At 41.3% G+C, this 19,994-nt stretch carries 21 protein-coding genes and 1 other annotated feature; of the genes, 13 read left to right on the top strand and 8 right to left on the bottom strand.

Going from position 1 to position 19,994, the window contains the following annotated elements; translation table 11 throughout:
• Nucleotides 1–48: 48 nt before the first annotated feature.
• The 3 genes from EKM93_RS12225 to thiD form a co-directional block, all read right to left on the bottom strand.
• Nucleotides 49–678 carry an ABC transporter permease gene (locus EKM93_RS12225; RefSeq protein WP_125715863.1) on the bottom strand — a complete coding sequence of 210 codons (630 nt, stop codon included), beginning with the start codon at nucleotides 676–678 and terminating at the stop codon, nucleotides 49–51.
• A 2-nt stretch (nucleotides 679–680) separates the two neighbouring features.
• Entirely contained in the window at nucleotides 681–1,898 is a 1,218-nt protein-coding gene (locus EKM93_RS12220) for a betaine/proline/choline family ABC transporter ATP-binding protein (RefSeq protein ID WP_125715862.1), read from the bottom strand.
• Nucleotides 1,899–1,994: 96 nt separating this feature from the next.
• Nucleotides 1,995–2,801, bottom strand: a complete 807-nt coding sequence (thiD, locus tag EKM93_RS12215) for a bifunctional hydroxymethylpyrimidine kinase/phosphomethylpyrimidine kinase (protein ID WP_125715861.1) — start codon at nucleotides 2,799–2,801, stop codon at nucleotides 1,995–1,997.
• A gap of 151 nt (nucleotides 2,802–2,952) precedes the next feature.
• Here thiD and EKM93_RS12210 point away from each other — a divergent pair, with 151 nt between their 5' ends.
• The 3 genes from EKM93_RS12210 (at nucleotide 2,953) to EKM93_RS12200 (ending at nucleotide 5,588) form a co-directional block, all read left to right on the top strand.
• Complete coding sequence (locus EKM93_RS12210) at nucleotides 2,953–3,525, top strand: DUF2179 domain-containing protein (RefSeq protein WP_125715860.1); 573 nt, start codon at nucleotides 2,953–2,955, stop codon at nucleotides 3,523–3,525.
• Between the two features lie 97 nt (nucleotides 3,526–3,622).
• Nucleotides 3,623–4,120: a PH domain-containing protein gene (locus EKM93_RS12205; RefSeq protein WP_125715859.1), complete on the top strand. Its 498-nt coding sequence runs from the start codon at nucleotides 3,623–3,625 to the stop codon at nucleotides 4,118–4,120.
• Nucleotides 4,110–5,588 carry a PH domain-containing protein gene (locus EKM93_RS12200; RefSeq protein ID WP_125715858.1) on the top strand — a complete coding sequence of 493 codons (1,479 nt, stop codon included), beginning with the start codon at nucleotides 4,110–4,112 and terminating at the stop codon, nucleotides 5,586–5,588. Before EKM93_RS12205 ends, EKM93_RS12200 begins: the two co-directional genes overlap by 11 nt.
• Before the next feature lie 112 nt (nucleotides 5,589–5,700).
• Here EKM93_RS12200 and EKM93_RS12195 read toward each other — a convergent pair whose 3' ends face one another.
• Nucleotides 5,701–5,922 (bottom strand): P8 family protein, encoded by a 222-nt coding sequence (locus EKM93_RS12195; RefSeq protein WP_125715857.1) that lies wholly within the window; start codon nucleotides 5,920–5,922, stop codon nucleotides 5,701–5,703.
• Nucleotides 5,923–6,117: 195 nt separating this feature from the next.
• Between EKM93_RS12195 and EKM93_RS13750 the strand changes: the two genes are divergently transcribed.
• The 10 genes from EKM93_RS13750 to EKM93_RS13530 all read left to right on the top strand — a co-directional run bounded on the left by EKM93_RS13750 (nucleotide 6,118) and on the right by EKM93_RS13530 (nucleotide 17,551).
• Nucleotides 6,118–6,252, top strand: coding sequence for a hypothetical protein (locus EKM93_RS13750; RefSeq protein ID WP_263853586.1), 135 nt, complete (start codon nucleotides 6,118–6,120; stop codon nucleotides 6,250–6,252).
• 133 nt (nucleotides 6,253–6,385) lie between these two features.
• Entirely contained in the window at nucleotides 6,386–8,104 is a 1,719-nt protein-coding gene (locus EKM93_RS12190) for an ABC1 kinase family protein (protein WP_125715856.1), read from the top strand.
• A 121-nt stretch (nucleotides 8,105–8,225) separates the two neighbouring features.
• Nucleotides 8,226–8,425, top strand: a binding site (T-box leader).
• A gap of 162 nt (nucleotides 8,426–8,587) precedes the next feature.
• Entirely contained in the window at nucleotides 8,588–9,859 is a 1,272-nt protein-coding gene (serS, locus tag EKM93_RS12185; RefSeq protein WP_125715855.1) for a serine--tRNA ligase, read from the top strand.
• 759 nt (nucleotides 9,860–10,618) lie between these two features.
• Nucleotides 10,619–10,945 carry a hypothetical protein gene (locus tag EKM93_RS12180; RefSeq protein ID WP_225423716.1) on the top strand — a complete coding sequence of 109 codons (327 nt, stop codon included), beginning with the start codon at nucleotides 10,619–10,621 and terminating at the stop codon, nucleotides 10,943–10,945.
• Nucleotides 10,946–11,830, top strand: coding sequence for an HNH endonuclease (locus tag EKM93_RS12175; protein ID WP_125715853.1), 885 nt, complete (start codon nucleotides 10,946–10,948; stop codon nucleotides 11,828–11,830).
• A gap of 20 nt (nucleotides 11,831–11,850) precedes the next feature.
• Nucleotides 11,851–12,306 carry a phosphate-starvation-inducible protein PsiE gene (locus EKM93_RS12170; RefSeq protein ID WP_125715852.1) on the top strand — a complete coding sequence of 152 codons (456 nt, stop codon included), beginning with the start codon at nucleotides 11,851–11,853 and terminating at the stop codon, nucleotides 12,304–12,306.
• Nucleotides 12,307–12,425: 119 nt separating this feature from the next.
• Nucleotides 12,426–13,547 (top strand): exonuclease SbcCD subunit D, encoded by a 1,122-nt coding sequence (locus tag EKM93_RS12165; protein ID WP_125715851.1) that lies wholly within the window; start codon nucleotides 12,426–12,428, stop codon nucleotides 13,545–13,547.
• On the top strand, nucleotides 13,547–16,693 hold the full coding sequence (locus tag EKM93_RS12160) for an SbcC/MukB-like Walker B domain-containing protein (protein ID WP_125715850.1): 3,147 nt from the start codon (nucleotides 13,547–13,549) through the stop codon (nucleotides 16,691–16,693). Before EKM93_RS12165 ends, EKM93_RS12160 begins: the two co-directional genes overlap by 1 nt.
• 5 nt (nucleotides 16,694–16,698) lie before the next feature.
• The gene (locus EKM93_RS12155; protein WP_164507090.1) at nucleotides 16,699–17,397 is read left to right on the top strand and encodes an NAD(P)H-dependent oxidoreductase; all 699 of its coding nucleotides are present in this window, start codon (nucleotides 16,699–16,701) and stop codon (nucleotides 17,395–17,397) included.
• Nucleotides 17,384–17,551 (top strand): hypothetical protein, encoded by a 168-nt coding sequence (locus EKM93_RS13530; protein WP_164507089.1) that lies wholly within the window; start codon nucleotides 17,384–17,386, stop codon nucleotides 17,549–17,551. The genes EKM93_RS12155 and EKM93_RS13530 overlap by 14 nt, the downstream gene beginning before the upstream one ends.
• A gap of 2 nt (nucleotides 17,552–17,553) precedes the next feature.
• On the opposite strand, the gene EKM93_RS12150 is transcribed toward EKM93_RS13530, so the two are convergent.
• The 4 genes from EKM93_RS12150 to EKM93_RS12135 form a co-directional block, all read right to left on the bottom strand.
• Nucleotides 17,554–18,027 (bottom strand): STM3941 family protein, encoded by a 474-nt coding sequence (locus tag EKM93_RS12150; protein ID WP_125715848.1) that lies wholly within the window; start codon nucleotides 18,025–18,027, stop codon nucleotides 17,554–17,556.
• A 90-nt stretch (nucleotides 18,028–18,117) separates the two neighbouring features.
• The gene (locus EKM93_RS12145) at nucleotides 18,118–19,164 is read right to left on the bottom strand and encodes a D-alanine--D-alanine ligase family protein (protein ID WP_125715847.1); all 1,047 of its coding nucleotides are present in this window, start codon (nucleotides 19,162–19,164) and stop codon (nucleotides 18,118–18,120) included.
• A 76-nt stretch (nucleotides 19,165–19,240) separates the two neighbouring features.
• Nucleotides 19,241–19,642, bottom strand: a complete 402-nt coding sequence (gene arsC / locus EKM93_RS12140) for an arsenate reductase (thioredoxin) (protein ID WP_125715846.1) — start codon at nucleotides 19,640–19,642, stop codon at nucleotides 19,241–19,243.
• Between the two features lie 10 nt (nucleotides 19,643–19,652).
• Nucleotides 19,653–19,982: an ArsR/SmtB family transcription factor gene (locus EKM93_RS12135; protein WP_125715845.1), complete on the bottom strand. Its 330-nt coding sequence runs from the start codon at nucleotides 19,980–19,982 to the stop codon at nucleotides 19,653–19,655.
• Nucleotides 19,983–19,994 lie beyond the last annotated feature (12 nt).

Below are 19,994 nucleotides of genomic sequence, written 5' to 3'. Positions count from 1 at the left end.
AGGTGAGCTGCAGCCATTTATGTTTAATAAATTTCACAAGCACACCTCCTATGACCGTTGGTTGACAGGTGTCAGCCGTTTTTCTAAACGACCTAACAAATAGTCAACCAACAAGGCCAATAAGGTTACTGGAATGGTCCCACCGATAATTAAATCTGGTTGGAATAAATTCAAGCCATTAAAGATGAAATCCCCTAAGCCACCGGCGCCGATGTAAGAGGCTAAAGTACCCCAGGCGATGACGTAGACGGCAGATAAGCGGATACCGGCCATAATGACTGGCATCGCTGTGGGAATTTCAACTTGGGTGATGGATTGAATGGTTGTCATACCCATCCCTTTGGCACTGTCCTTTAAGACCGGATCCACATCTTCCATACCGATGTAAGTATTGCGGAGAATTGGCAATAAAGAATAGATAAATAACGCCACAATTGAAGGAAGTTTCCCGATCCCAAAGATTGGAATCATTAAGGCCAATAGCGCTAGGGAAGGCACCGTCTGTAGCATACTGGCAATGCCGATTACAATTTTGGCAGTTCTTGGAAAACGGGTCAACAAAATTCCCAGTGGAACGGCAACGATTACCCCTAAAACTAAGGCAATTGTACAAATATAAAGCTGTTCCCACGTTTTGGTCACCAGTTCAGAACCGTGGACATTTAAAAATTCAACCATAATTACGCCTCCTTGTCATTGGGGGCATCGGTATCTAAGTTTTTAATGACGGGTTCGTCGCTAGTTTCGCTGTCAGTATCATCACTGTCGCCCCAAATCGTGTCATAGACCACGTCTACTAGGGCGGCACGGGTGACAATCCCTTGTAATTTACCAGCCGCATCCACAACTGGGACATATTTTAGCCCACGTTTTAAAATTCGGTCGACGGTATCTCTTAAGAGGACATCATCCGTTACATAAAAGATGTGGGTGTTCAAAATATCGGAGACACTGGTCGCTTTGTTATAGCGATTATCTAAAGATTCGATATCAATAAAGCCTTTTAGATAACCGTCATCATCTGTTACCAACAAAGTATCTACCCGACGTTGACGCATGAGGCGGATCGCTTCAGCTAAAGAACGACCAGGGGTGATTGATACTGGATTTTTAAGCATAATCTGGCCAACTGTTGTCACATCGGCACGGGCTTGAATCAGCCGTTCAGAACCGATCAAATCTTCAACAAATTTATTGGCGGGATGGCTGAGCAGTTCTTTAGGCGTGGCATTTTGGATAATATGCCCGCCGTCCATGACGACAATATCTGTCGCTAATTTTAAGGCTTCGTCCATATCATGGGTCACAAAAACCACCGTTTTACCCATCTTTTCTTGTAAATTTTTAACCAATTCTTGCAGGGATTCACGGGTGATTGGGTCCAAAGCCCCAAAAGGTTCATCCATCAAAATAAGATCCTGGTTAGCAGCCAATGCCCGGACAACACCGATACGCTGTTGCTGACCACCAGAAAGTTCAGAAGGGTAACGATCTAAGAATTCTTCGGGGAGTTCTACTAATTTGATAAGTTCCTTAGCTTTTTCTCGTTTCTTTTCTTCAGGCCACTTTAGTAGTTTCGGTACAAGGGTGATATTTTCATAAATCGTCATGTGGGGCATTAGGCCGATATTTTGAATGACATACCCAATATGCCGCCGCAAAGTCACGGGATCGGTTTTATGAATATCTTGACCGTTGTAAAGAATTTCGCCGCTGGTCGGTTCAAGCATGCGGTTAATCATCCGCATAGTTGTCGTTTTTCCCGAACCAGAGGTGCCGATGAGGCAAACAAAATCGCCTTTGTGAATGGTTAGATTGATGTGTTCTACTGCCACATTACCGCCACGGTAAATTTTGGCAATGTCCTTATAAACTAAAATTGGATCTTCTTCTTTCATTTAGAACCTCCATAAAGTAGTAGTTGTCTATACCATCTTACCACATTACGATAAAACAATTAATTAAGCTCAAATTTGTGATCGGATATTTATTATCTAAGCTAATTCCCAAATGTTGATCGGACCGTATTTATGACCCACTGCCAATTCGTTTTCAATGGCTTTATTAACTAAAGTTTTGGCCGTCATCACAGCGGTTTTAACCGGTTGACCCTTTGCAATTTCAGCGGTAATACAAGCGGATAAAGCATCCCCAGTACCATTGATATGTTCGGTATCATGATAAGGGGCACTGAGCCAGACGGTTTCGCCGGATTCAAGCAATAATAAATCTTTTACTTCTGTTAAACCGTCCGTTTCGTGATGCGCACCTTTGGCCATCACGTTTTTAGCGCCCATTGCCTGCAATTTCTTCGCTGCGGTTAACATATCTGCTTCATCGTTAATGGTCATGTCAGCCAGTTTTTGTAATTCAAAGAAATTCGGTGTAATGACGTGCGCTAAAGGAATGAGCTGTTCTTTTAATGTTTCATAGGCAGATTGCTCTAATAGCATGGCCCCATGTTTTGTAATAATAACGGGATCCAAAATAAGCGGTCCAAAATCATATTGCCGATAGTTTTTAGCAACGACATCGATCGTAGGGCTGTCCGTTAACATACCGGTTTTTGTGGCTAATACTTTAAAATCGTCAGCAATACCTTTAAATTCGGCATCAATAAAATCTGTTGTTAAAGGCTGAGCGGCATGAATGCCATAAGAATTACCAGCCACACAAGCCGTCATCACGGAAATACCGTAAGTTTTGCGTGCGAAAAATGTATTCATGTCCGCTTGCATACCTGCACTGCCGTCACAATCGGAACCTGCAATTGTCATAACTTGGGGATAACTATTAATCATCAAAAGACCTCCTAATCATAAGTATCTTCATCATAATGATTCATTGTTATAATTACAACTTTTACAAGGGCGGAAAGATTGCAAATTTGAAGTGTGGTCGTTAGAATGAAGGCAGCTTAATCCACAAAATTAATAAGTGAGGGTTTAAACCATGCACATCAGTTTGTCGTTTTTATTATTTGTTTTTGGCATTAATGTGCTGTATTTGACAGTCAACACAATGCGGTTATTATTGCAAAATCGGGGCTTATCGGTACCAGCGGCTTTGTTTGGGATGATCGAAATTACGTTGTATACATTGGGCTTAAACTACGTCTTGAAAAATTTGAATCAGCCAATTTATTTGTTAGCTTACGCTTTTGGGTTTGGTACGGGAATCTTTTTAGGAATGCTGATTGACCGTTGGCTGGCAATTGGCTATGTGATTGTACAGGTGATTACACCCCAAGATGATGCGGAGGCGGAACAGGTTCATAGTACCTTGGCCAGAATTATCCGCGATCAAGGTTATGGGGTCACTGAAATGAATGGCCGCGGCCGGGATGGTCATCGAGAAATTTTAGAAGTTTTAGTGCCCAGAAAAGATGAAAAAATTGTTTACGATACAGTGCTGGCTTATAATGCCAATGCGTTTATGATTTCGATTACACCAACCGGTTTTAATGGTGGCTTTTGGAGCCGGCGTGCGCGGGGCAAAAAGAAGACTTCTAAAGGATCCAACTAGTATTACAAGAAAGCTTAAGGTACAATAAAAATGTTATTTATCTGATAGATAAATAGCATTTTTTGAATTCTTTGGGCATTATTCTAGGAGGGAAAAGATGACGGCACAAATAGACAAGGCTACAAAATTACCGAAGTCGATTAAAGTGATTTGGCGAATAAAAGAACTCATTGGGTTGGGCATTACTTTAATTATTGCGGGTGTTTTGGAGTTTATCCATTTTATGACCAGTGGCACCGCGAGTTTGTGGTGGCAGCGTAGCGCACTGATTTTAGCGCTATTAGGGGTAGTTGTAACTATTTTTACGTTAATTTTGATTGAATATCGATGGAATTTTTGGACTTATTATATAGACGATCGTCAAGTTGAATTGCATAATGGCTATTTTTTTAGAAAACAAATTGTGATCCCAATTGCCCGTGTGCAAAATGTCACTTTAAAACAAGGGCCAATTTTGCGCTGGAAGGCGTTACAAAAAGTGATTATCGTTACTGCGGCTGGTAGTGATGTGATTGATGGTTTACAGACCGCACAAGCGGATAATTTAAAAGTGTTAATCATGACGTTGGCTCGGGAGGCTAAAAATGATATCTAAACCAAAACATCAGCATCCACTAGCCTTAATTTTTGCGTTATACGAATGGGGCAAAGTTGTGACGGTTCCGGTGATTATCGTTGTTGCAGTGAGTGTGCGTTCCTTGTTGATAACTGTCTTGGCGGCACTGGGCTTAGTTTTAGTCACGCTTATCGCCGGCTTAATCGATTATTTGATGTTCAGCTATCAGCTGACTGAAGATGAAATTGTGATCCGAGAAGGGGTTTTTGTCAAAAAGGTCAATCACATTCCTTACGATCGCATTCAAAATGTTGTGGCAAATCAGTGGTTTTTTTTGAAACCTTTTCATGTGGAAAGTATTGAAATTGAAACGGCTGGCCATGCGGATGGCCCTGAAGTACAGCTTTCTGCAGTTCCCGAGCAGTTCAAACAGACACTGGCCCAGTTAAGACAGGCTGCACCGACACCCGCACCAGACCCTACTTTAGCCCCTACCGAAGCGGCAACGACAACGGCTGCTGAACCGCTGTCAGAACCAAAAGCCAAGCCAGAAGCAACGTATCAAATTACTTGGCATGAATTGTTAAAGTTTGCCTTCACCTCACCGGCATTTTTGTCTGGGTTATTGGCGATTTTGGCAGTTTATGGCAAAATGGGCAATAAAGTGCAAGAACAAATATTTGATGTTTTGGCCAATAGTGTGGCTGGATTGGGTTTATTCGTTTTAATTTCGATTATTCTAGGCGTTTTAATTCTCTTTTATTTAGGTTCAGCAGCAATCTTAATTGCGCGATTTTATCATTTTAAAGTTGTGCGGACGGCGGATCAGTTTAATTTATCTTCGGGTCTGTTTAAAACACGAACCACAACGATTGCCATGGATCGGATTCAAGCGGTGGTGATTAAACAGCCGCTGTTACGGCGGTTATTAAAAATTGCAACGGTGAAATTAGTGGTAATTTCCAACTCAAAAAAAGATAGCAGTGACAAAGATGTCATTGTTATGCCGGTGATGATGACAACTAATTTGGCGCAATTTATGGCAGATTTTTTCCCAACGGTGCCAGCACAACCTGAGATGGATTATGCGACGGCTGCGAGAACTTATTTTTATGATCTGCGTAATGCCGGTTTAATTTTTTTAGTCATTGCGGCTGGATTAGGCTTTGGCTTATATCGCTGGCCGATTTGGCTGAGTTTGGCGGTGCTGCTTGTCGCCTTGATTTGGTTAGTCCCTGCTTATTTAAAGGCAAGACGGTCCAGTGTTTTTGTGCTGAATGAGACTTATGCTTACCTCAGTAACAATCAATTTTTTACAAAAAATCGCTACTTTGTTCCTAAAAATAAAATTCAATCTTTGGAACGGCAAGAAAGTATTTGGCTGCAGCCAAAAGGGTTTGCACATTTATCATTGTGCTGTCGTTCCGGCGAAGGGGCACGTATTCTTAAAGTGAAATATTTACCGGCTAAAGCCATTGATACGGTGGTTGCTTGGTATAAATGTTAGAAAAAAGGGCATAAAAAAGACGAAGCTAAGAAAAGCATGTTTTTGAAAACAGAAATATACTTTATGTTAGTTTCGTCGCTGGAATAGGTCTAATTGTGTAAAAACAATGGGCCTATTTTTTCAAGTTAGCTTCAACGTAAGCCTTAATCTTGTCATCTGAAGCAGTCATAAATGGTTCTAGAGCACTTTCAGTCTTCAAGGTATCCCGTTTGTTAGCTTCCATGAAATGATCCCAGAGCGCATCCCGAACAGGGGTCTTACTATCGCTCCAATCAAATACTTCAGACATTGACTTGTCTAGCAAGGCAGTTCTATTAATTTGTGCTGTTGCCATAATCAAAACCTCCTATTTCTAAGTTACGAGTACATTATAGTCCTATTTTCCAAAAGTGGCGCAATAAATTTTCAGAAAAGTGTGATTTTTTTGTGTTCTAATTAAAATTTCTAAATAAATTTGCAAGCTTTACTTGAATAATGTGCCGTTTCAATATAAAATAATGTGTTGTATACATTTAAGGAGGTACATGACATGTCACAAAACACCCATACTGGTGTCTCTAACAATCGTCGTCCGGTTAACGCAAAAAAAGTTAAATTACGTCGTAAAGAAACAGAACAAGTCATTGAATTCGTTCAAAAACGTGCTGAAAACGACAAAAAATAATTTACGATCACTTAAAAACGGCTGAAGCGAAATTTTATTTTGCTTGAGTCTTTTTTTGTTTTCGTCGTACTTTTTAGAGGCATGTTATATAATAATAGGCAACGCAACAAAATGGTAAATAGGCGGTGAATTCATGGCAAAAACACAGACAGCTCCGAAAAAACGCGGTCAGAATACAAAGCGTGTTCAAGAGATCATTTCAGTAATACGCCGATATGATGTTTTACGGAATTTAGGTGCCCAAAAAAATCCCCAGGCCGTGCGTACAGCCTTTGAAACTTTAGGGCCAACCTTTATTAAAATTGGCCAAATGCTGTCCACCCGGCCAGATATCGTATCACCAGCTTATGTGCATGAGTTGTCCAAATTGCAAGATAACGTTAAAGCTGACGATTTTGCGGTAATTCAAAAAATCATTGAAACAGAATTTAATCAGCCCCTAACAGAATTGTTTGACGATTTTGAACCGACCCCCATTGCTTCGGCTTCAATGGGGCAGGTGCATCGGACCAAATTAAAAAATGGCTTACAAGTGGCGGTTAAAATTCAGCATCCCGGCATCACCGATACGGTTTCTCGGGATTTGGCGATTTTAAGTCGTTTAGTTCGGGCGATCAATTGGCTGCCCAACAACCAGGTGACCCAAGTGGTAGAGCCCAAGGAGATTTTTGCGCAATTTAAAACGGCTTTAGAAAAAGAATTGGATAGCCGCCAAGAAGCTGAAAATAATGCGCACTTTTATCGGTTGAATCATCAAGTTGGTATTTTTGAAGTGCCCCGGGTTTATCCGGAATATTGCACGGCTAAGATTGTCACCACAGAGTATAAAGCTGGTGAGAGTTTAAAGCGCTATTTGAAAAAAATTGAAAATAAAGCCGTGGATGCTAAGCGGCGCTATATTGCCACAGCGTTAGTCAATAATTTTATGAAACAAGTTTTTGAAGATGGTTTTTTCCATGCGGATCCCCATCCTGGCAATATTTTATTAAACGAAACCGCTGCGGATTTCAGCGAGTTTGGCAATGCGGCCAAGCCTCAAGCTTTGAATAAGACGCAGAAACTGCCTAATTATCGGTTAGTCTATTTAGATTTTGGGATGATGGGCACTATTGATAAAACGTTGGTTCAGAATTTGGCGGATGTGGTCATTGCGGTAAATAGTAAAAATGCGGATCAGATCGGCCAAGGGCTGTTAAATATTTGTAAAGTTGTCGGGCCGCTGGATAAAAATAAGTTTTTTGAAGCGCTGAGTGAATTTATCGGGCCTTATTACAACAGTGGCCTAGGGGCAATTGATCTGGAAGCGATGGGGACGCAGATTATTAGTTTATGCAAACAAAATAATTTGCAGATGAATCCAGCCGTATCTTTATTGATGAAGGCTTTTGGGGCTTTAGAAGGCATTGTTTTACAGCTGGATCCGGATATTTCTATGCTGGAAGTGGCACGGCCGTTTACCCGGCGCTATATTGTCAAAAATGTTAATTTTCGTAATGAATTTGAAGATCGGCTGTTGGATGCTTATCAGTTAAGTAAAGATCTGCCTAAGATTGGCAGCCAGTTAAGGGCGACTTTGGAATTAATCGCACGGGGCCGGTTGCGGGTTGGCATTGACTTGAATCATCGCGACCAAGTGTTAGATCGCATAGAAGCAATGGTGAACAAAGTTGTGGCTGGATTAATTTTGGCAGCATTAATCGTGGGTTCTTCCATGTTAGTTCAGCAGCAAGATCAGCATACTTGGATTGCAAGATTAGGCATTATGGGGTATATTGTAGCAGCGGCAATCATTGTGATTATTTTAGCTAGCAGCCTATGGCAACGATTTAGTAGGCGGCACAAGAAGAAGTGAATGCCTGGTAATTAAGGAAAATTAGACAATGATTTGAAATTGATAAAATTTTATAATGCTGAAAAAATTTTCACATTATCCGTTGACAACGCACGCGAAAGTTGTTATATTAGGACTGTAAACAAACACGAAAATAGCAATTAGTAAATAGCAAAAGCTGTTTAGAGAGGCAACGGTTAGTGCAAGTTGTCCAGCGGCTGTTATTGAATCCACTGCTTAGTAGATAACCGAGATAAGGTAATCCGGAGAAGTCCGATAATACTTAAGAGTAATGCTTTTTAGCATAAACTTGGGTGGTACCACGTCGCAGGCGTCCCATGACTTAGATAAGTCGTGGGGCGCTTTTTCGTTTTTTTGATCGACAAGGAACGTTTGCAAAACCGGTTTGCGGACAACGCTTAAGTTTTATTACATGAGAGAAGTATGATTCAGCTAATTTATTTTCGTAATTGATATATAAAAAATAACAGGGGGCCACATATTATGATCAATCCTAAAATTATCCGTCAACATCCAGAAGAAGTTAAAGCAAAATTAAAGACTAGAGGCGTCGATCCTAAAGAAGTCGATGAATATATTGCTTTAGACGAACAAAATCGGACAGCAATTGCCAAAGTTGACGATTTGAAACGTCAAAAAAATGAATTAAGTGCACAAGTTAAAGCAGCTGATCCAAAATCTGAAAAAGGCCAAGCTTTAATCAAACAAGTTAAAAAAATCAATGCTGAAACAACAGCTGTTGAAGCAGAACAACAAGAAGTTGCAGATCAATTAAACTATATCGCAGTTCGCTTACCAAACTTACCAGCTGATGGTATTCCTGTCGGCCCTGATGAAGATAGCAACGTAGAAGTTCGTAAATGGGGCGATATTCCTGAATTTGATTTCACACCAAAAGCCCATTGGGAAATTGGTGAAAACTTAGATATTTTGAACTTTGAACGGGCTGCTAAAGTTTCTGGGGCACGGTTTGTCTACTATAAAGACGCTGGTGCACGGTTGGAACGTGCAGTTTATAACTTCATGTTAGATTTGCATACTGAAGAACAAGGCTATCACGAAATTATTCCACCATATTTGGTTAATGCACAAACGATGTTTGGGACAGGTCAATTCCCTAAATTCAGCGAAGATGTTTACACTGTTGAATCTACTGGCGAAACTTTGATTCCTACAGCCGAAGTACCTTTGACCAACTACTATGCGCAAGAAATTTTAGATGAAAAAGACTTACCAATTTACTTCACTGCCTTTTCACCTTGTTTCCGTTCTGAAGCTGGGAGTGCCGGCCGTGATACCCGTGGTTTGATTCGGATGCACCAATTCCACAAAGTTGAAATGGTTAAGTTCTCTAAACCAGAAGATTCTTTTGAAGAATTAGAAAAAATGACATTAGATGCGCAAGAAGTTTTGAAACGCTTAGGCTTAGCACATCACGTGATTATGCTTTCTACAGGGGATACTGGCTTTAGTTCTGCTAAAACTTATGATGTTGAAGTTTGGATGCCAGAACAAGGTGTTTACCGTGAAATTAGTTCTTGCTCTGATTGTGTGGACTTCCAAGCACGCCGGGCAATGATCCGTTACCGTAAAGAAGACGGTACGGTTGATTACTTGCATACATTGAATGGTTCTGGCTTAGCTGTTGGCCGGACAGTTGCTGCTATTTTGGAAAACTACCAACAAGCTGATGGCACAGTTAAAGTTCCTGATGTTTTAGTACCTTACATGCATGGTGCAACAGTTATTAAATAATTTATAATGCTATTTGAAAAGCCACTAGTTAACCGTTAAGTCGGATTAACTAGCGGCTTTTTTGGCTAAGCGTAGTGTTCGAAGTCAAAATCATGAGGCTTCACGCTCTGGCTGAAACGCGTTCAGCCTCATTGTCTTCTTGTATAACTACGAATCTCTTGTGTGTCTAACGACACCCGGCAAGATTCTAGGTTATACGCGAAGCCAAACCATGAGGCTTCACGCTCTTGTTTTGAAATGCGCTCACTGGAGCAAAGCTCTCACATAACTACGCCTTACTTATAAGCCAAGACCGGGCTTATAAGTAAGTCTAGGTTACGCTCGAGGCTTTCCCGCTCCAATTCGCGCTCTGATCTTAAACGCGTTCAGCCTCATTGTCTTCTTGTATAACTACGAATCTCTTGTGTGTCTAACGACACCCGGCAAGATTCTAGGTTACACGCGAAGCCAAACCATGAGGCTTCACGCTCTTTATAAACGCGTTCACCAACACTGATTTCTACATATAACTACGCCTTGTTGCTAGTCGCAGGCGACTATCTGCCAAGTCTAGGTTATATTACGAAATCAACCCGTGTTGGTTCACGCTCTAAACGCGTTCAGGGGCACTGACTTCTCACCTAACTACGAATTATTCATAAGCGAAATACGCTTATTTCATAATTCTAGGTTAGTACTCGAAGTCAAAATCGTGCCCCTTCACGCTCTTGTCTAAAATGCGCTATAATTAGTTAATTGATTGATGAAAGGATGAGGGTTATGCGGGTGTTTGATGTTTTGAAAGTGGTAAAAGTGAATCATGGCGATGTTTATGTCCAACAGATCCTAATGACAGATGCCGCAGGTAAGCCTAATAGTGTGTTAACGGATTTATTGCGGGATGTTTTAAGTAAAATTCAGATGTTTGTGAATTTAGATGAGGTTCACGATGTCGATGAGGTGATTGATATTTTGCATAGTTTCACACCTTTGCCGGATGATGTTTTAGATGAATACGATAAAGTTTTGACGCAAGAGGTTTCGGCGATTAACTTTGCCACCCGTAAACACGAGATTGAGCTTGTTTATGATGAGTTGGTTCGGTAGATGCATTTACGTTGTCCTTATTGCGGGTTAACGCTGCAGGCAACTTTTTTTGAGGTGGCTGAAGGTTATCAAAGCTTGTGTCATTTTTGCCGTCAGCGGTCGTTACGTGCGGCTGATTTTTATAATGGCGATGCATATTATTTGGCGCAGGCGTTGAAGCGGCCTTATACGGGGCAGACAGCCATACAAGAACAGCCTAATTTAGCGTTATCCAGGCATCAAAAAAAATTATTAACCAGTTTGATTCAAAGCTATCAGACAAGCCCTGCAGCGTTGAAACAGGCCGTTTCATTGCTTGCTTTTTCAAAACAAGTGCTGGCCATTGAAGATGGAGCGCGTGATTTTGAAACAACAGGGGATTTTGTGCGTGATTTGACGCAGCTGGGGTTTGAACTTGGCGGTGTTTTCCACCAGAATCATTTGGATTACACGACACGACAGCTGATTCGGGAAAAGTATCATTATACTTGTCAATATTGTGGTCGATACGGGACAAGTGTGGATCATAAGGACCCTGTTTTTATCAGTCAAGATAATCGTTTGCACAATTTAACATTAGCGTGTTCAGAGTGCAATCGTTTAAAGGGGGATATGCCTTACCAACAATTTATGGCGTTGAACCAGCAAGTTACAGCACTTAATCAGCAGTTAGTGCAGTTTGAAAAGCTGCAGCAGCATTTGCAGCAATTAATTGATGCGAATCGGCAGCAGTTAGCCGCTCAGCAGCATTTGAGTAACGACCCTAAAGATCCAGCATTAGCACAATTTCGACAAAAGGCAAAGACTTTACAGTTCGTTTATGACAGTGGACAAAGTGATTATCAAAAATTAATTGATTTAAAGCACGACTTTGTAGTAACACAAGCTAAAGTCGCAGACTTATAACCAATGGGGTGAACTGAATCATGGATGCTTTTGAGAAAGTTATTCGAATCATTACAAATGCCATTTTAGATATCATTTTAATGATTTTAGCAGGCTTAATGATTATCGCCATGTTTAAACAGCTTTATGTTTTAGGACAGTCTACTTTTGCGCACTTTGATAAAAATTCTTTTGAGACAATTATTCATGGCAGCTTATCCTTTTTTATGTATTTTGAGTTTACAATGATGATCAAAAAATATGTGGATGAAGATCGGCATATTCCAATTCGTTATTTGATTTATATTGCGATTACCGCAATTTTGCGTCAAGAGATGGTTGTTCATGATAATGCCATGGAGACGTTAATTTTATCGGTTGCGATTTTCCTATTGGTGGCAACGTTAATTGCACTACAAATTACTGGTGAACGGCCGACTTATCAGCATCCTTATCAGAAAAAAGAGAAATCAAAAGACAAAGAAGAAAACTTATGAATTAAGTATTAGCTGATGTGTACTTGAAACATCGGCTATTTTTTACAAATAAATCAAACGTACGTTCTAAAAATTATGCTATAATCGGGATAACACACGACCTAAATGGAGGCAGAAAAATGCGTTTTTTACATACAGCAGATTGGCACATTGGCCGGCGCTTATACGGTTATGATCTAACCGAGGCACAAAAAACAGCGTTTGCCCAAATTGAGCAGATTGCTTTGGATCAGCACGTAGATGGTATTTTGTTGGCGGGAGACTTATACGATCGCAGTTTACCTGCAGAAACAGCAGTGACGACGTTGAATGAAATGATTCAAAAACTGAATTTAACCGATCATTTGCCAATCTATGCGATTTCCGGCAACCATGACAGTGCCACTCGATTAGCCACTGGCGCACCTTGGTATCCGGCGACTCAATTTTATATGGTGACGCAACTAGAAGCGGCATTTAAACCGATTGAATTGGCGGATACGCAAATTTTTTCATTACCTTATTTTGAACCGTTTGCGGCGCAGCAGTATTTTGATGATGCGGGCTTAGTCCAGCTAGATCAATGTGTGGCGGCAGTGGTGGCTAAAATGAAAACGAAATTCGATCCAACTAAAAAACACATTTTAATCGCCCATTTTTTTGTTTCAGGTAGTGCTACGACCGATTCAGAAACACAATTGACGGTGGGGGGCTTAGCGGCGGTACCAGCAGCTACTTTACGAGATTTTGATTATGTGGCTTTAGGCCATCTCCATGGTAAAGATGCATTACACGAACCGAAAATGCGGTATAGCGGGTCGCCAGTCAAATTTTCATTATCTGAAGCCCAGCAGCAAAAAGGGGTTTTTATTGTGGATACTGAACCGTTTCAGTTGACTTTTATCCCATTAAAGCCGTTACATGATGTGCATAAGCTCACGGCCAGCTTTGATGAATTAATGACGCCGGCTTTTTATGAAGCCTTACCGTTAACGGATTATTTTGGCTTAACCTTAACGGATGTGAAGCCAATTCCAGACGTGATGGCCCGTTTAAAAACCGTTTATAAAAACATTTTGAGTTTAGACCGGGCTAACGGCTACACCTTACCAGAGACATTACAGCAAAAAACACTTGAACATAAAGCACCTTTAACGTTATTGAGCGATTTTTATGAGGAAATTGCCAAGGAAGATTTAACGGAAAAACAGCTGCAGTGGGCCAAAAAGGCGCTGGCTGAAGCAAATAAGGCGGTGGAATAATGCGACCTTTAAAACTGACTTTAACCAATTTTGGACCATATGCTTCAGAAGTAATTGATTTTGAAAAGCTCGCGCAAACAACACTGTTTCTAATCTCTGGTGAAACCGGCAGCGGGAAAACCACTATTTTTGATGGGCTGACTTATGCGCTATACGGCGATAGTGCCACTGAAGATCGATCCGCCGAAAGCTTGCGGGCAAATTTTGCCACGGGGACTGAAGAAACACAAGTGACGTTAGTCTTTGAACATCAAGGAAAAACTTATAAAATTAGTCGCTGGCCAAAGCAAATCGTTCAAAAAAAACGCGGTTCCGGGACAAGGGAAGTGGCCGCAAGAGGTCGTTTAGAGATCTATCAAGCTGACAAAAAAATTGAAGAGATCACAAAAATAAACGACATTGGCCCTAGAATTTTGGCAATCTTACAAATTACCCGGGCCCAATTTGTGCAGATTATTTTGCTGCCACAAGGTGAGTTTCGTAAATTTTTAACCGCACCGAGTCCAGATAAAGAAGTCTTATTGCGAAAAGTGTTTAAAACCCAGTTGTATCAAAATTGGAGCAGCTTATTAAATGACCAGCTTAAGGCGATGAATCATAAAAATGAAGCCCGGCAGAACAATATTGAAGCGAATTTAAAGCAGATTCAATGGCAGTCAGCACCTGAAAATTTAGCCAACCAAACGCCTCAAGAACAGCTGGACGCTTTGACGCTGCAACAGCAACAGGCGCAAATTCAGCTGAATGCCTTGGCGCAAGAAATTGCGCAGCAGCAACAAAGTATCCAAGTGCAAACAACACAATTAAAAGAAGGCCAGATTAGAAATCAGCAAATCCAAGAATTAGCTGATTTAAAGGTTCAGCAAACCGCCTTAATGCAGCAAGCGCCGGCCATTGAAACTTTAAAAGCGCAAGTAACTCAGCTGCACTGGGCGGATAAACATGCGGCAGATTATGCGCATTATCAAGCACTGCAGCAACAAGTCGCTGCCAATCAGCAAGCACAAATTGACCAACAGACCCAAATTCAGACGGCGACAGCGGCATTAACACAGGCCCAAACAGCCGCGGCGGTTTATGACGCCCAACAAGCAGTCCAACAGCAACGACAGCAGCAACAGACTTTAGAAACCCAGCAACGGCCGCAATTTCAAAAAGTGGCCACACTCAAGGCGCAGCAACAACAGCTGCAAACAACCAGCGATGCCCAACAACAGCAGCTGACCCAGTTACAACAGGCTTTAACTACTAAAACGGCCCAACAAGCCCAGCTGCAAGCTCAAATTAATGAACTACCGGCACTGGAATTACAACAACAAGTCCAACAACAGCGACAGCAAAGTCTCAAAGATTGGCAAACAACAAGCCAAACTTTGCAGCAACAACAAATAGAATTACAAGCAGCCAGTCAAAAAATTCAGCAGCAAGAACAACAACAAATAACCTTAGAGGCTGCTGTGGCCGCTGCTAAAATTGAAAAGGAAACTTTAACGGAGCAACGGCTCACGAATCAAATTGCAGAACTTGTGCAGCAGTTACAACCGGGGACACCTTGTCCGATTTGCGGCAGTACCGATCATCCCAAACCGGCAGTAACGGCGATGGCAGCACCGGTCACTGCGGCAGCGGTGAAGCAGGCCGATTTAAATTTCCAAACGCAAAGTACAGCTTTGACAGAATTAAAAACCAACTTGCAGCAAGCTAAACAGCAGCTGACACAAGGCAAAACGGCCCAAACGCAAGACATTGCCACATTAAATCAAGCTTTAATTTCTGCTGAAATTATGACAGCTACTGAGGATTTGGCCACTTTAAGTACAAAACTGACCCAAGCCAAAACAGCCTTAGCCGCCGAAACAAAAGCTATAGCACAGCAGTTGATCCAAGGCCAGCAAGCAAAGCAGACGCAAACACAATTAGCGGCCGATTTACAAACTTTAACCACCCAGTTAACAGCGCAGCAAACCCAATATGATGCGACAATGCAACAGTTACAAAAAATTACAACGCAGTCAGAAGATAATAAAGCGCAGCTGCCTAGTGATTTTGAGGATCTAGCCCAGTTAGATGCCCACTTACAGCAATTGGCCCAAGTTATTGATACCTTTGAAAAACAGAAAAAAGCCGCAACAGACACTTTAAGTCAGGCCCAAACGGCACTAACGCAAGCCCAAACAACCGCCGTTAGTTTAAAGACACAAGGTCAAGCCCTGCAGCAGCAATTGATCGAAACACAAGAAAAATTGACCGCCATCTTAAAGACCTATTTCCAAACCGCTGATTGGGCTGCTTTTGAAGCGCTGCTTGCCCAAGTGCCAACTTTAGAAGCTAAAAATGAAACCATCACCGCCTATGCCCAAGAACAGACCACCTTACAAGGACAAATCAAAGCGCATCAAGATTTTATTGCAGATAAACCACAGCTTGATTTACAAGCGCTGCAACAGCAGATTTTGGCAGCGCAAGAAGCCCTTACTAAATTAACGGCCCGTCAAAAAAATGAAAATGAACAATTTGTTTTAAATCAAGCGATTGTCGATCGTGTTCAGACTGATTTGACAGCTTTGGGCACGCAAGCCGCTGATTTACATCAATTACAACAATTAGTCGGTGTGATCCGCGGCGGCGGTGAATTAAAACTTAGCCTAGAGCGGTATGTTTTACGGACCTACCTATTAGAAATTTTACAAGTTGCAAATGGCCATTTACATCAATTGAGTTCCGGCCGTTATAACTTGGAGATTCACGTGGCACCGGGCAGTCATCAAAAAAATACCGGTTTAGAAATTGATGTTTATGATGATAACGTAGGGCAGACCCGCAGTGTGCATACATTATCCGGTGGGGAAAGCTTTATTGCAGCGTTAAGTCTAGCCTTAGCACTGGGCGAAGTCATCCAAAACCAAGCTGGCGGGATCACGATTGATGCTTTATTTATTGACGAAGGTTTTGGCTCTTTGGACCAAGAAGCGCTACAAACAGTGATGGCGGCCTTGCGTAATTTAGAAGGACAGCATCGGCTTATTGGGATTATTAGCCATGTGACAGCTTTAAAAACCGAGATTCCCTGTCAAATTCAAGTTATTTCCAACCAAGATGGCCGTAGTCATACAAGGCTCATCTTACCTCCTGAAGAAAGGCGCTGATTTTATTGAAAACTCTTGTTATTGTGGCGCATCCTGATTTTGACGGTTCACCCACCCAAAATTTTTTAAAAGCAAGCGGCCAGCTGATGCCGGATGTGACTTATCACGTTTTGGACCAGCTTTATCCGGACTATCAGATAGATGTTGCCAAAGAACGGGCTATATTAGCCGCCCATACGCAAATTATTTTTCAATTTCCATTGTATTGGTATAGTGCGCCAACCGCTTTAAAAGCGTGGTTAGATCAGGTTTTACAAACTAAAGATGAAGAACGGCTACCTAATTATACCGGTAAAACGTTAGGATTAGTTGTTGCGACAGGTACGGCAGAAAAACAGTTTGATCCCGGCGGCAGTGAACAATTTACATTAGCTGAAATTCTTCGGCCCTATCAGGCATTGGCCCATAAATTGCAGATGACTTACCGCACGCCATTAATCATTAGCCAATTTAGTTATTTGACCGAAATTCAAAAACAGCGGCTTTTAATCCAGTATCAACAATATTTAACGATGACGGCGACCAATTTTACGGCGCAGACAGACTGGTTCGTCCAGCGGTTAGTCCAATTGCAGCAAAAAAAACCTGATCAGCCGCAGTTAGCAGCCATTTTGGCTACAATAACAGCAAATCAGGAACAGTTAGCAGATTTAAAAGCAACACTTGCGTTAATGAAAGGGGAAATCAGCGATGGATCGAATTGAAGCTGAGTTAAAAGCCTTAATGGCTGAAGAACCAGATTATGCACAGCGGGCGTTTTATCAAGCTTTAATTGATTTATTGCAAGTCCAGACGCAACGCATTGAACTTGCAGCGGCTGAAGTTGATGGGCGCACTTGGAATCATGAACAGTGGTAGCATCAGCTAAAACGATCGAGATATTTTTGAATCAGAGCTTGTAATTCAGGAATTGAGATACTTTTGACATTTTCTAAATTCACCAGTAAATCACCGCCAAACGGGCGATTCATTTTTAAAATTCGGGCATTAATTCCGCTGTTATCTCTTAAAATGACCGGCATGATCAAATCATTTTCTAAATTTGATAAATCAATTTTGGCCACATTAGACCAGGGAATTAATTTACGATGGGCCATTAAAGAGGAACGGTCATAAAAACCATCATCCGTAATAATCAAGATACAGGGTGAAATTAATTTATAGAGGATAAAGATACCGCCTAGCCCAAAAAATAAAAAACAAGGGATCGCGGCAATGAAGCCCAGCACACCTTTTTGGGCTAGGACGTAACCGCCACTCATTAAAAATGGTTCGCCAATAAAAAGTAAAAAACCGTATTTTAAACGACTGCCATAAATTTTTGTTGTTTGCATAACAATGCCCCCCAAGGCGCTAAGTCTAAAGTATATCCAAATAAAGACCAGTTCAAAATTAATTTTTTGAACCGGTCTTTTTAAATGGTCTTATTTATTGTAGTAAGCCCATTTACCTTGAACAATACGATCACAAAGTTCTTCATAGCTGATACCAACAGCAGCAGCTTCTTGTGGTAATAAGGAAAGTGGGGTCATACCAGGTAAAGAATTGGCTTCAATAACGTATAAACCATCTTTTTGATTCCATAAAAAGTCCACGCGGCCATAGTTAATCATACCTAAAGCATCAAAGGTCTTCATAGCAATAGCTTTCATATTTTCATGAACTTGGGCAGGAATATCTGGTGGTGTGACAAAACTAGTTTTATTGTCTTGGAATTTGTGTTCAAAATCATACCAGCCTTCGTTAGGCTTGATTTCAATTGCGGGCATTGTTTGACCATTGACGATACCTAAAGAAAATTCCCGACCTTTAATAAATTCTTCAATCAGAATTTCATCATCAAAGCGCAAAGCGTCTGTGATTGCGTCATGTAATTCTTTATCTGTATGGGCAATATGTGTGCCGATACTAGAACCGCCATTACTTGGTTTTACAACAACTGGGTAATCAAAAGGCAACTTGGTTGGCATTGGCTGACCAGCCTTTACCACTACAAAAGCTGCTGTTTGGATTTGGTTGAACATCATGATTTCTTTACTGACTTTTTTGTTCATAACCATCCCAGAATTTAATGGGGCACTACCAGTATAACGGATATTAAATAGATCTAAAACAGCTTGTACTTTGCCGTTTTCCCCATCTTCACCGTGCAGTCCAAGATAGACAATGTCGGCAGTTTGTAAAACGCGTAAAACATTCGGACCAAAAAGTTGTGTGGAACCGTCTGTCCGTAACGCATTGATATCGTCATCGGTCAAAACGGCGTCACTGATTTTGTAACTTACTTCAACTTGTTGTTCCGTGAATAAAGCATCGATTGCGGCCTCAGATTGAAGTTCGACCCCTAAAAATAAGTCAACTAATGCAACATTGTGGCCTTTCCGTCTTAAAGCATTGGCAACTTTAGAACCTGAGGACAAAGAAACGTTTCTTTCTGTACTGCGCCCACCAGCTAAGACTACGATTTTCATGAATTAATACCTCCAGAATATTATCGAACCTTAAGCATAGCATATTACAAAGCTGAATTCTATAAAGCGTTTTAATTTAGTTCAGTGTTGTTATATTTTTTTCAATTTGATCCCGAACTTGCCGAAAAACCGCTAACTGATTTTCAGCTGTTCCGGTGGCAGCACCGGGATCAGGTAACGGCCAATGGATTTTTTTAACGGAAGGCGGGGTCAGTGGACAGCGATCTTTAGCATCCCCACACAAGGTGACAACGAGGTCGCAATGGGCTAAATACATAGGATCAATTAATTTTGAATATTGTTGACTGATGTCGATGCCTTTTTCAGCCATGACCGCAACGGCCTTCGGATTTAGACCGTGGGTTTCCAGGCCAGCGCTGGCAATTTGCCAATCAGCACCTAATAGCTTTTTAGCAAAGCCTTCTGCCATTTGACTGCGGCAGGCATTACCGGTACATAAAAAATAAATTTGCGGCATAAACATCCTCCTATAGGGTGGTGCTTGAGCAGTCACAAGACTTTGCTTCATGACAAAGACATTGGTCATCGGCTTTAAGTAAGGCGGTGGTCATTTCTTGAAAGCCAGTGATAAAAGTTGGCTCTAAAGTGTAGTGCTGCCATTTGCCTTCTTTTTTGGCACTGACAATACCGGCATTTTGCAAGACTTTCATATGGTGTGATAAAGTCGGCTGAGAAAATTCAAAATGTTCTAAAATATCACAGGCGCATAATGTGCCACAAGATAATAGGTCAATAATTTTTAGACGGTTAGGTTCCGCCATTGCTTTGAGCATTAAGCTATAAGCATGATAGTCCATTTAAAACAGCTC

The organism is Agrilactobacillus yilanensis, assembly GCF_003946725.1.
In the GTDB taxonomy this organism is placed as follows: Bacteria; Bacillota; Bacilli; order Lactobacillales; family Lactobacillaceae; genus Agrilactobacillus; species Agrilactobacillus yilanensis.
Note: the sequence above shows the minus strand (reverse complement) of the source record. Positions and strands in the feature narration are given on the sequence as shown.

Bases quoted from the DNA above. Each gene is read 5' to 3' on its own strand.
- EKM93_RS12180 (WP_225423716.1), top strand. From the start codon at position 10,619: ATGCGGGTGTTTGATGTTTTGAAAGTGGTAAAAGTGAATCATGGCGAT.
- EKM93_RS12225 (WP_125715863.1), bottom strand. From the start codon at position 678: ATGGTTGAATTTTTAAATGTCCACGGTTCTGAACTGGTGACCAAAACG.
- arsC (WP_125715846.1), bottom strand. From the start codon at position 19,642: ATGCCGCAAATTTATTTTTTATGTACCGGTAATGCCTGCCGCAGTCAA.
- EKM93_RS12135 (WP_125715845.1), bottom strand. From the start codon at position 19,982: ATGGACTATCATGCTTATAGCTTAATGCTCAAAGCAATGGCGGAACCT.
- EKM93_RS12145 (WP_125715847.1), bottom strand. From the start codon at position 19,164: ATGAAAATCGTAGTCTTAGCTGGTGGGCGCAGTACAGAAAGAAACGTT.
- EKM93_RS12160 (WP_125715850.1), top strand. From the start codon at position 13,547: ATGCGACCTTTAAAACTGACTTTAACCAATTTTGGACCATATGCTTCA.
- serS (WP_125715855.1), top strand. From the start codon at position 8,588: ATGATCAATCCTAAAATTATCCGTCAACATCCAGAAGAAGTTAAAGCA.
- EKM93_RS12170 (WP_125715852.1), top strand. From the start codon at position 11,851: ATGGATGCTTTTGAGAAAGTTATTCGAATCATTACAAATGCCATTTTA.
- EKM93_RS13750 (WP_263853586.1), top strand. From the start codon at position 6,118: ATGTCACAAAACACCCATACTGGTGTCTCTAACAATCGTCGTCCGGTT.
- EKM93_RS12190 (WP_125715856.1), top strand. From the start codon at position 6,386: ATGGCAAAAACACAGACAGCTCCGAAAAAACGCGGTCAGAATACAAAG.
- thiD (WP_125715861.1), bottom strand. From the start codon at position 2,801: ATGATTAATAGTTATCCCCAAGTTATGACAATTGCAGGTTCCGATTGT.
- EKM93_RS12205 (WP_125715859.1), top strand. From the start codon at position 3,623: ATGACGGCACAAATAGACAAGGCTACAAAATTACCGAAGTCGATTAAA.
- EKM93_RS13530 (WP_164507089.1), top strand. From the start codon at position 17,384: ATGGATCGAATTGAAGCTGAGTTAAAAGCCTTAATGGCTGAAGAACCA.
- EKM93_RS12175 (WP_125715853.1), top strand. From the start codon at position 10,946: ATGCATTTACGTTGTCCTTATTGCGGGTTAACGCTGCAGGCAACTTTT.
- EKM93_RS12200 (WP_125715858.1), top strand. From the start codon at position 4,110: ATGATATCTAAACCAAAACATCAGCATCCACTAGCCTTAATTTTTGCG.
- EKM93_RS12150 (WP_125715848.1), bottom strand. From the start codon at position 18,027: ATGCAAACAACAAAAATTTATGGCAGTCGTTTAAAATACGGTTTTTTA.
- EKM93_RS12165 (WP_125715851.1), top strand. From the start codon at position 12,426: ATGCGTTTTTTACATACAGCAGATTGGCACATTGGCCGGCGCTTATAC.
- EKM93_RS12210 (WP_125715860.1), top strand. From the start codon at position 2,953: ATGCACATCAGTTTGTCGTTTTTATTATTTGTTTTTGGCATTAATGTG.
- EKM93_RS12195 (WP_125715857.1), bottom strand. From the start codon at position 5,922: ATGGCAACAGCACAAATTAATAGAACTGCCTTGCTAGACAAGTCAATG.
- EKM93_RS12220 (WP_125715862.1), bottom strand. From the start codon at position 1,898: ATGAAAGAAGAAGATCCAATTTTAGTTTATAAGGACATTGCCAAAATT.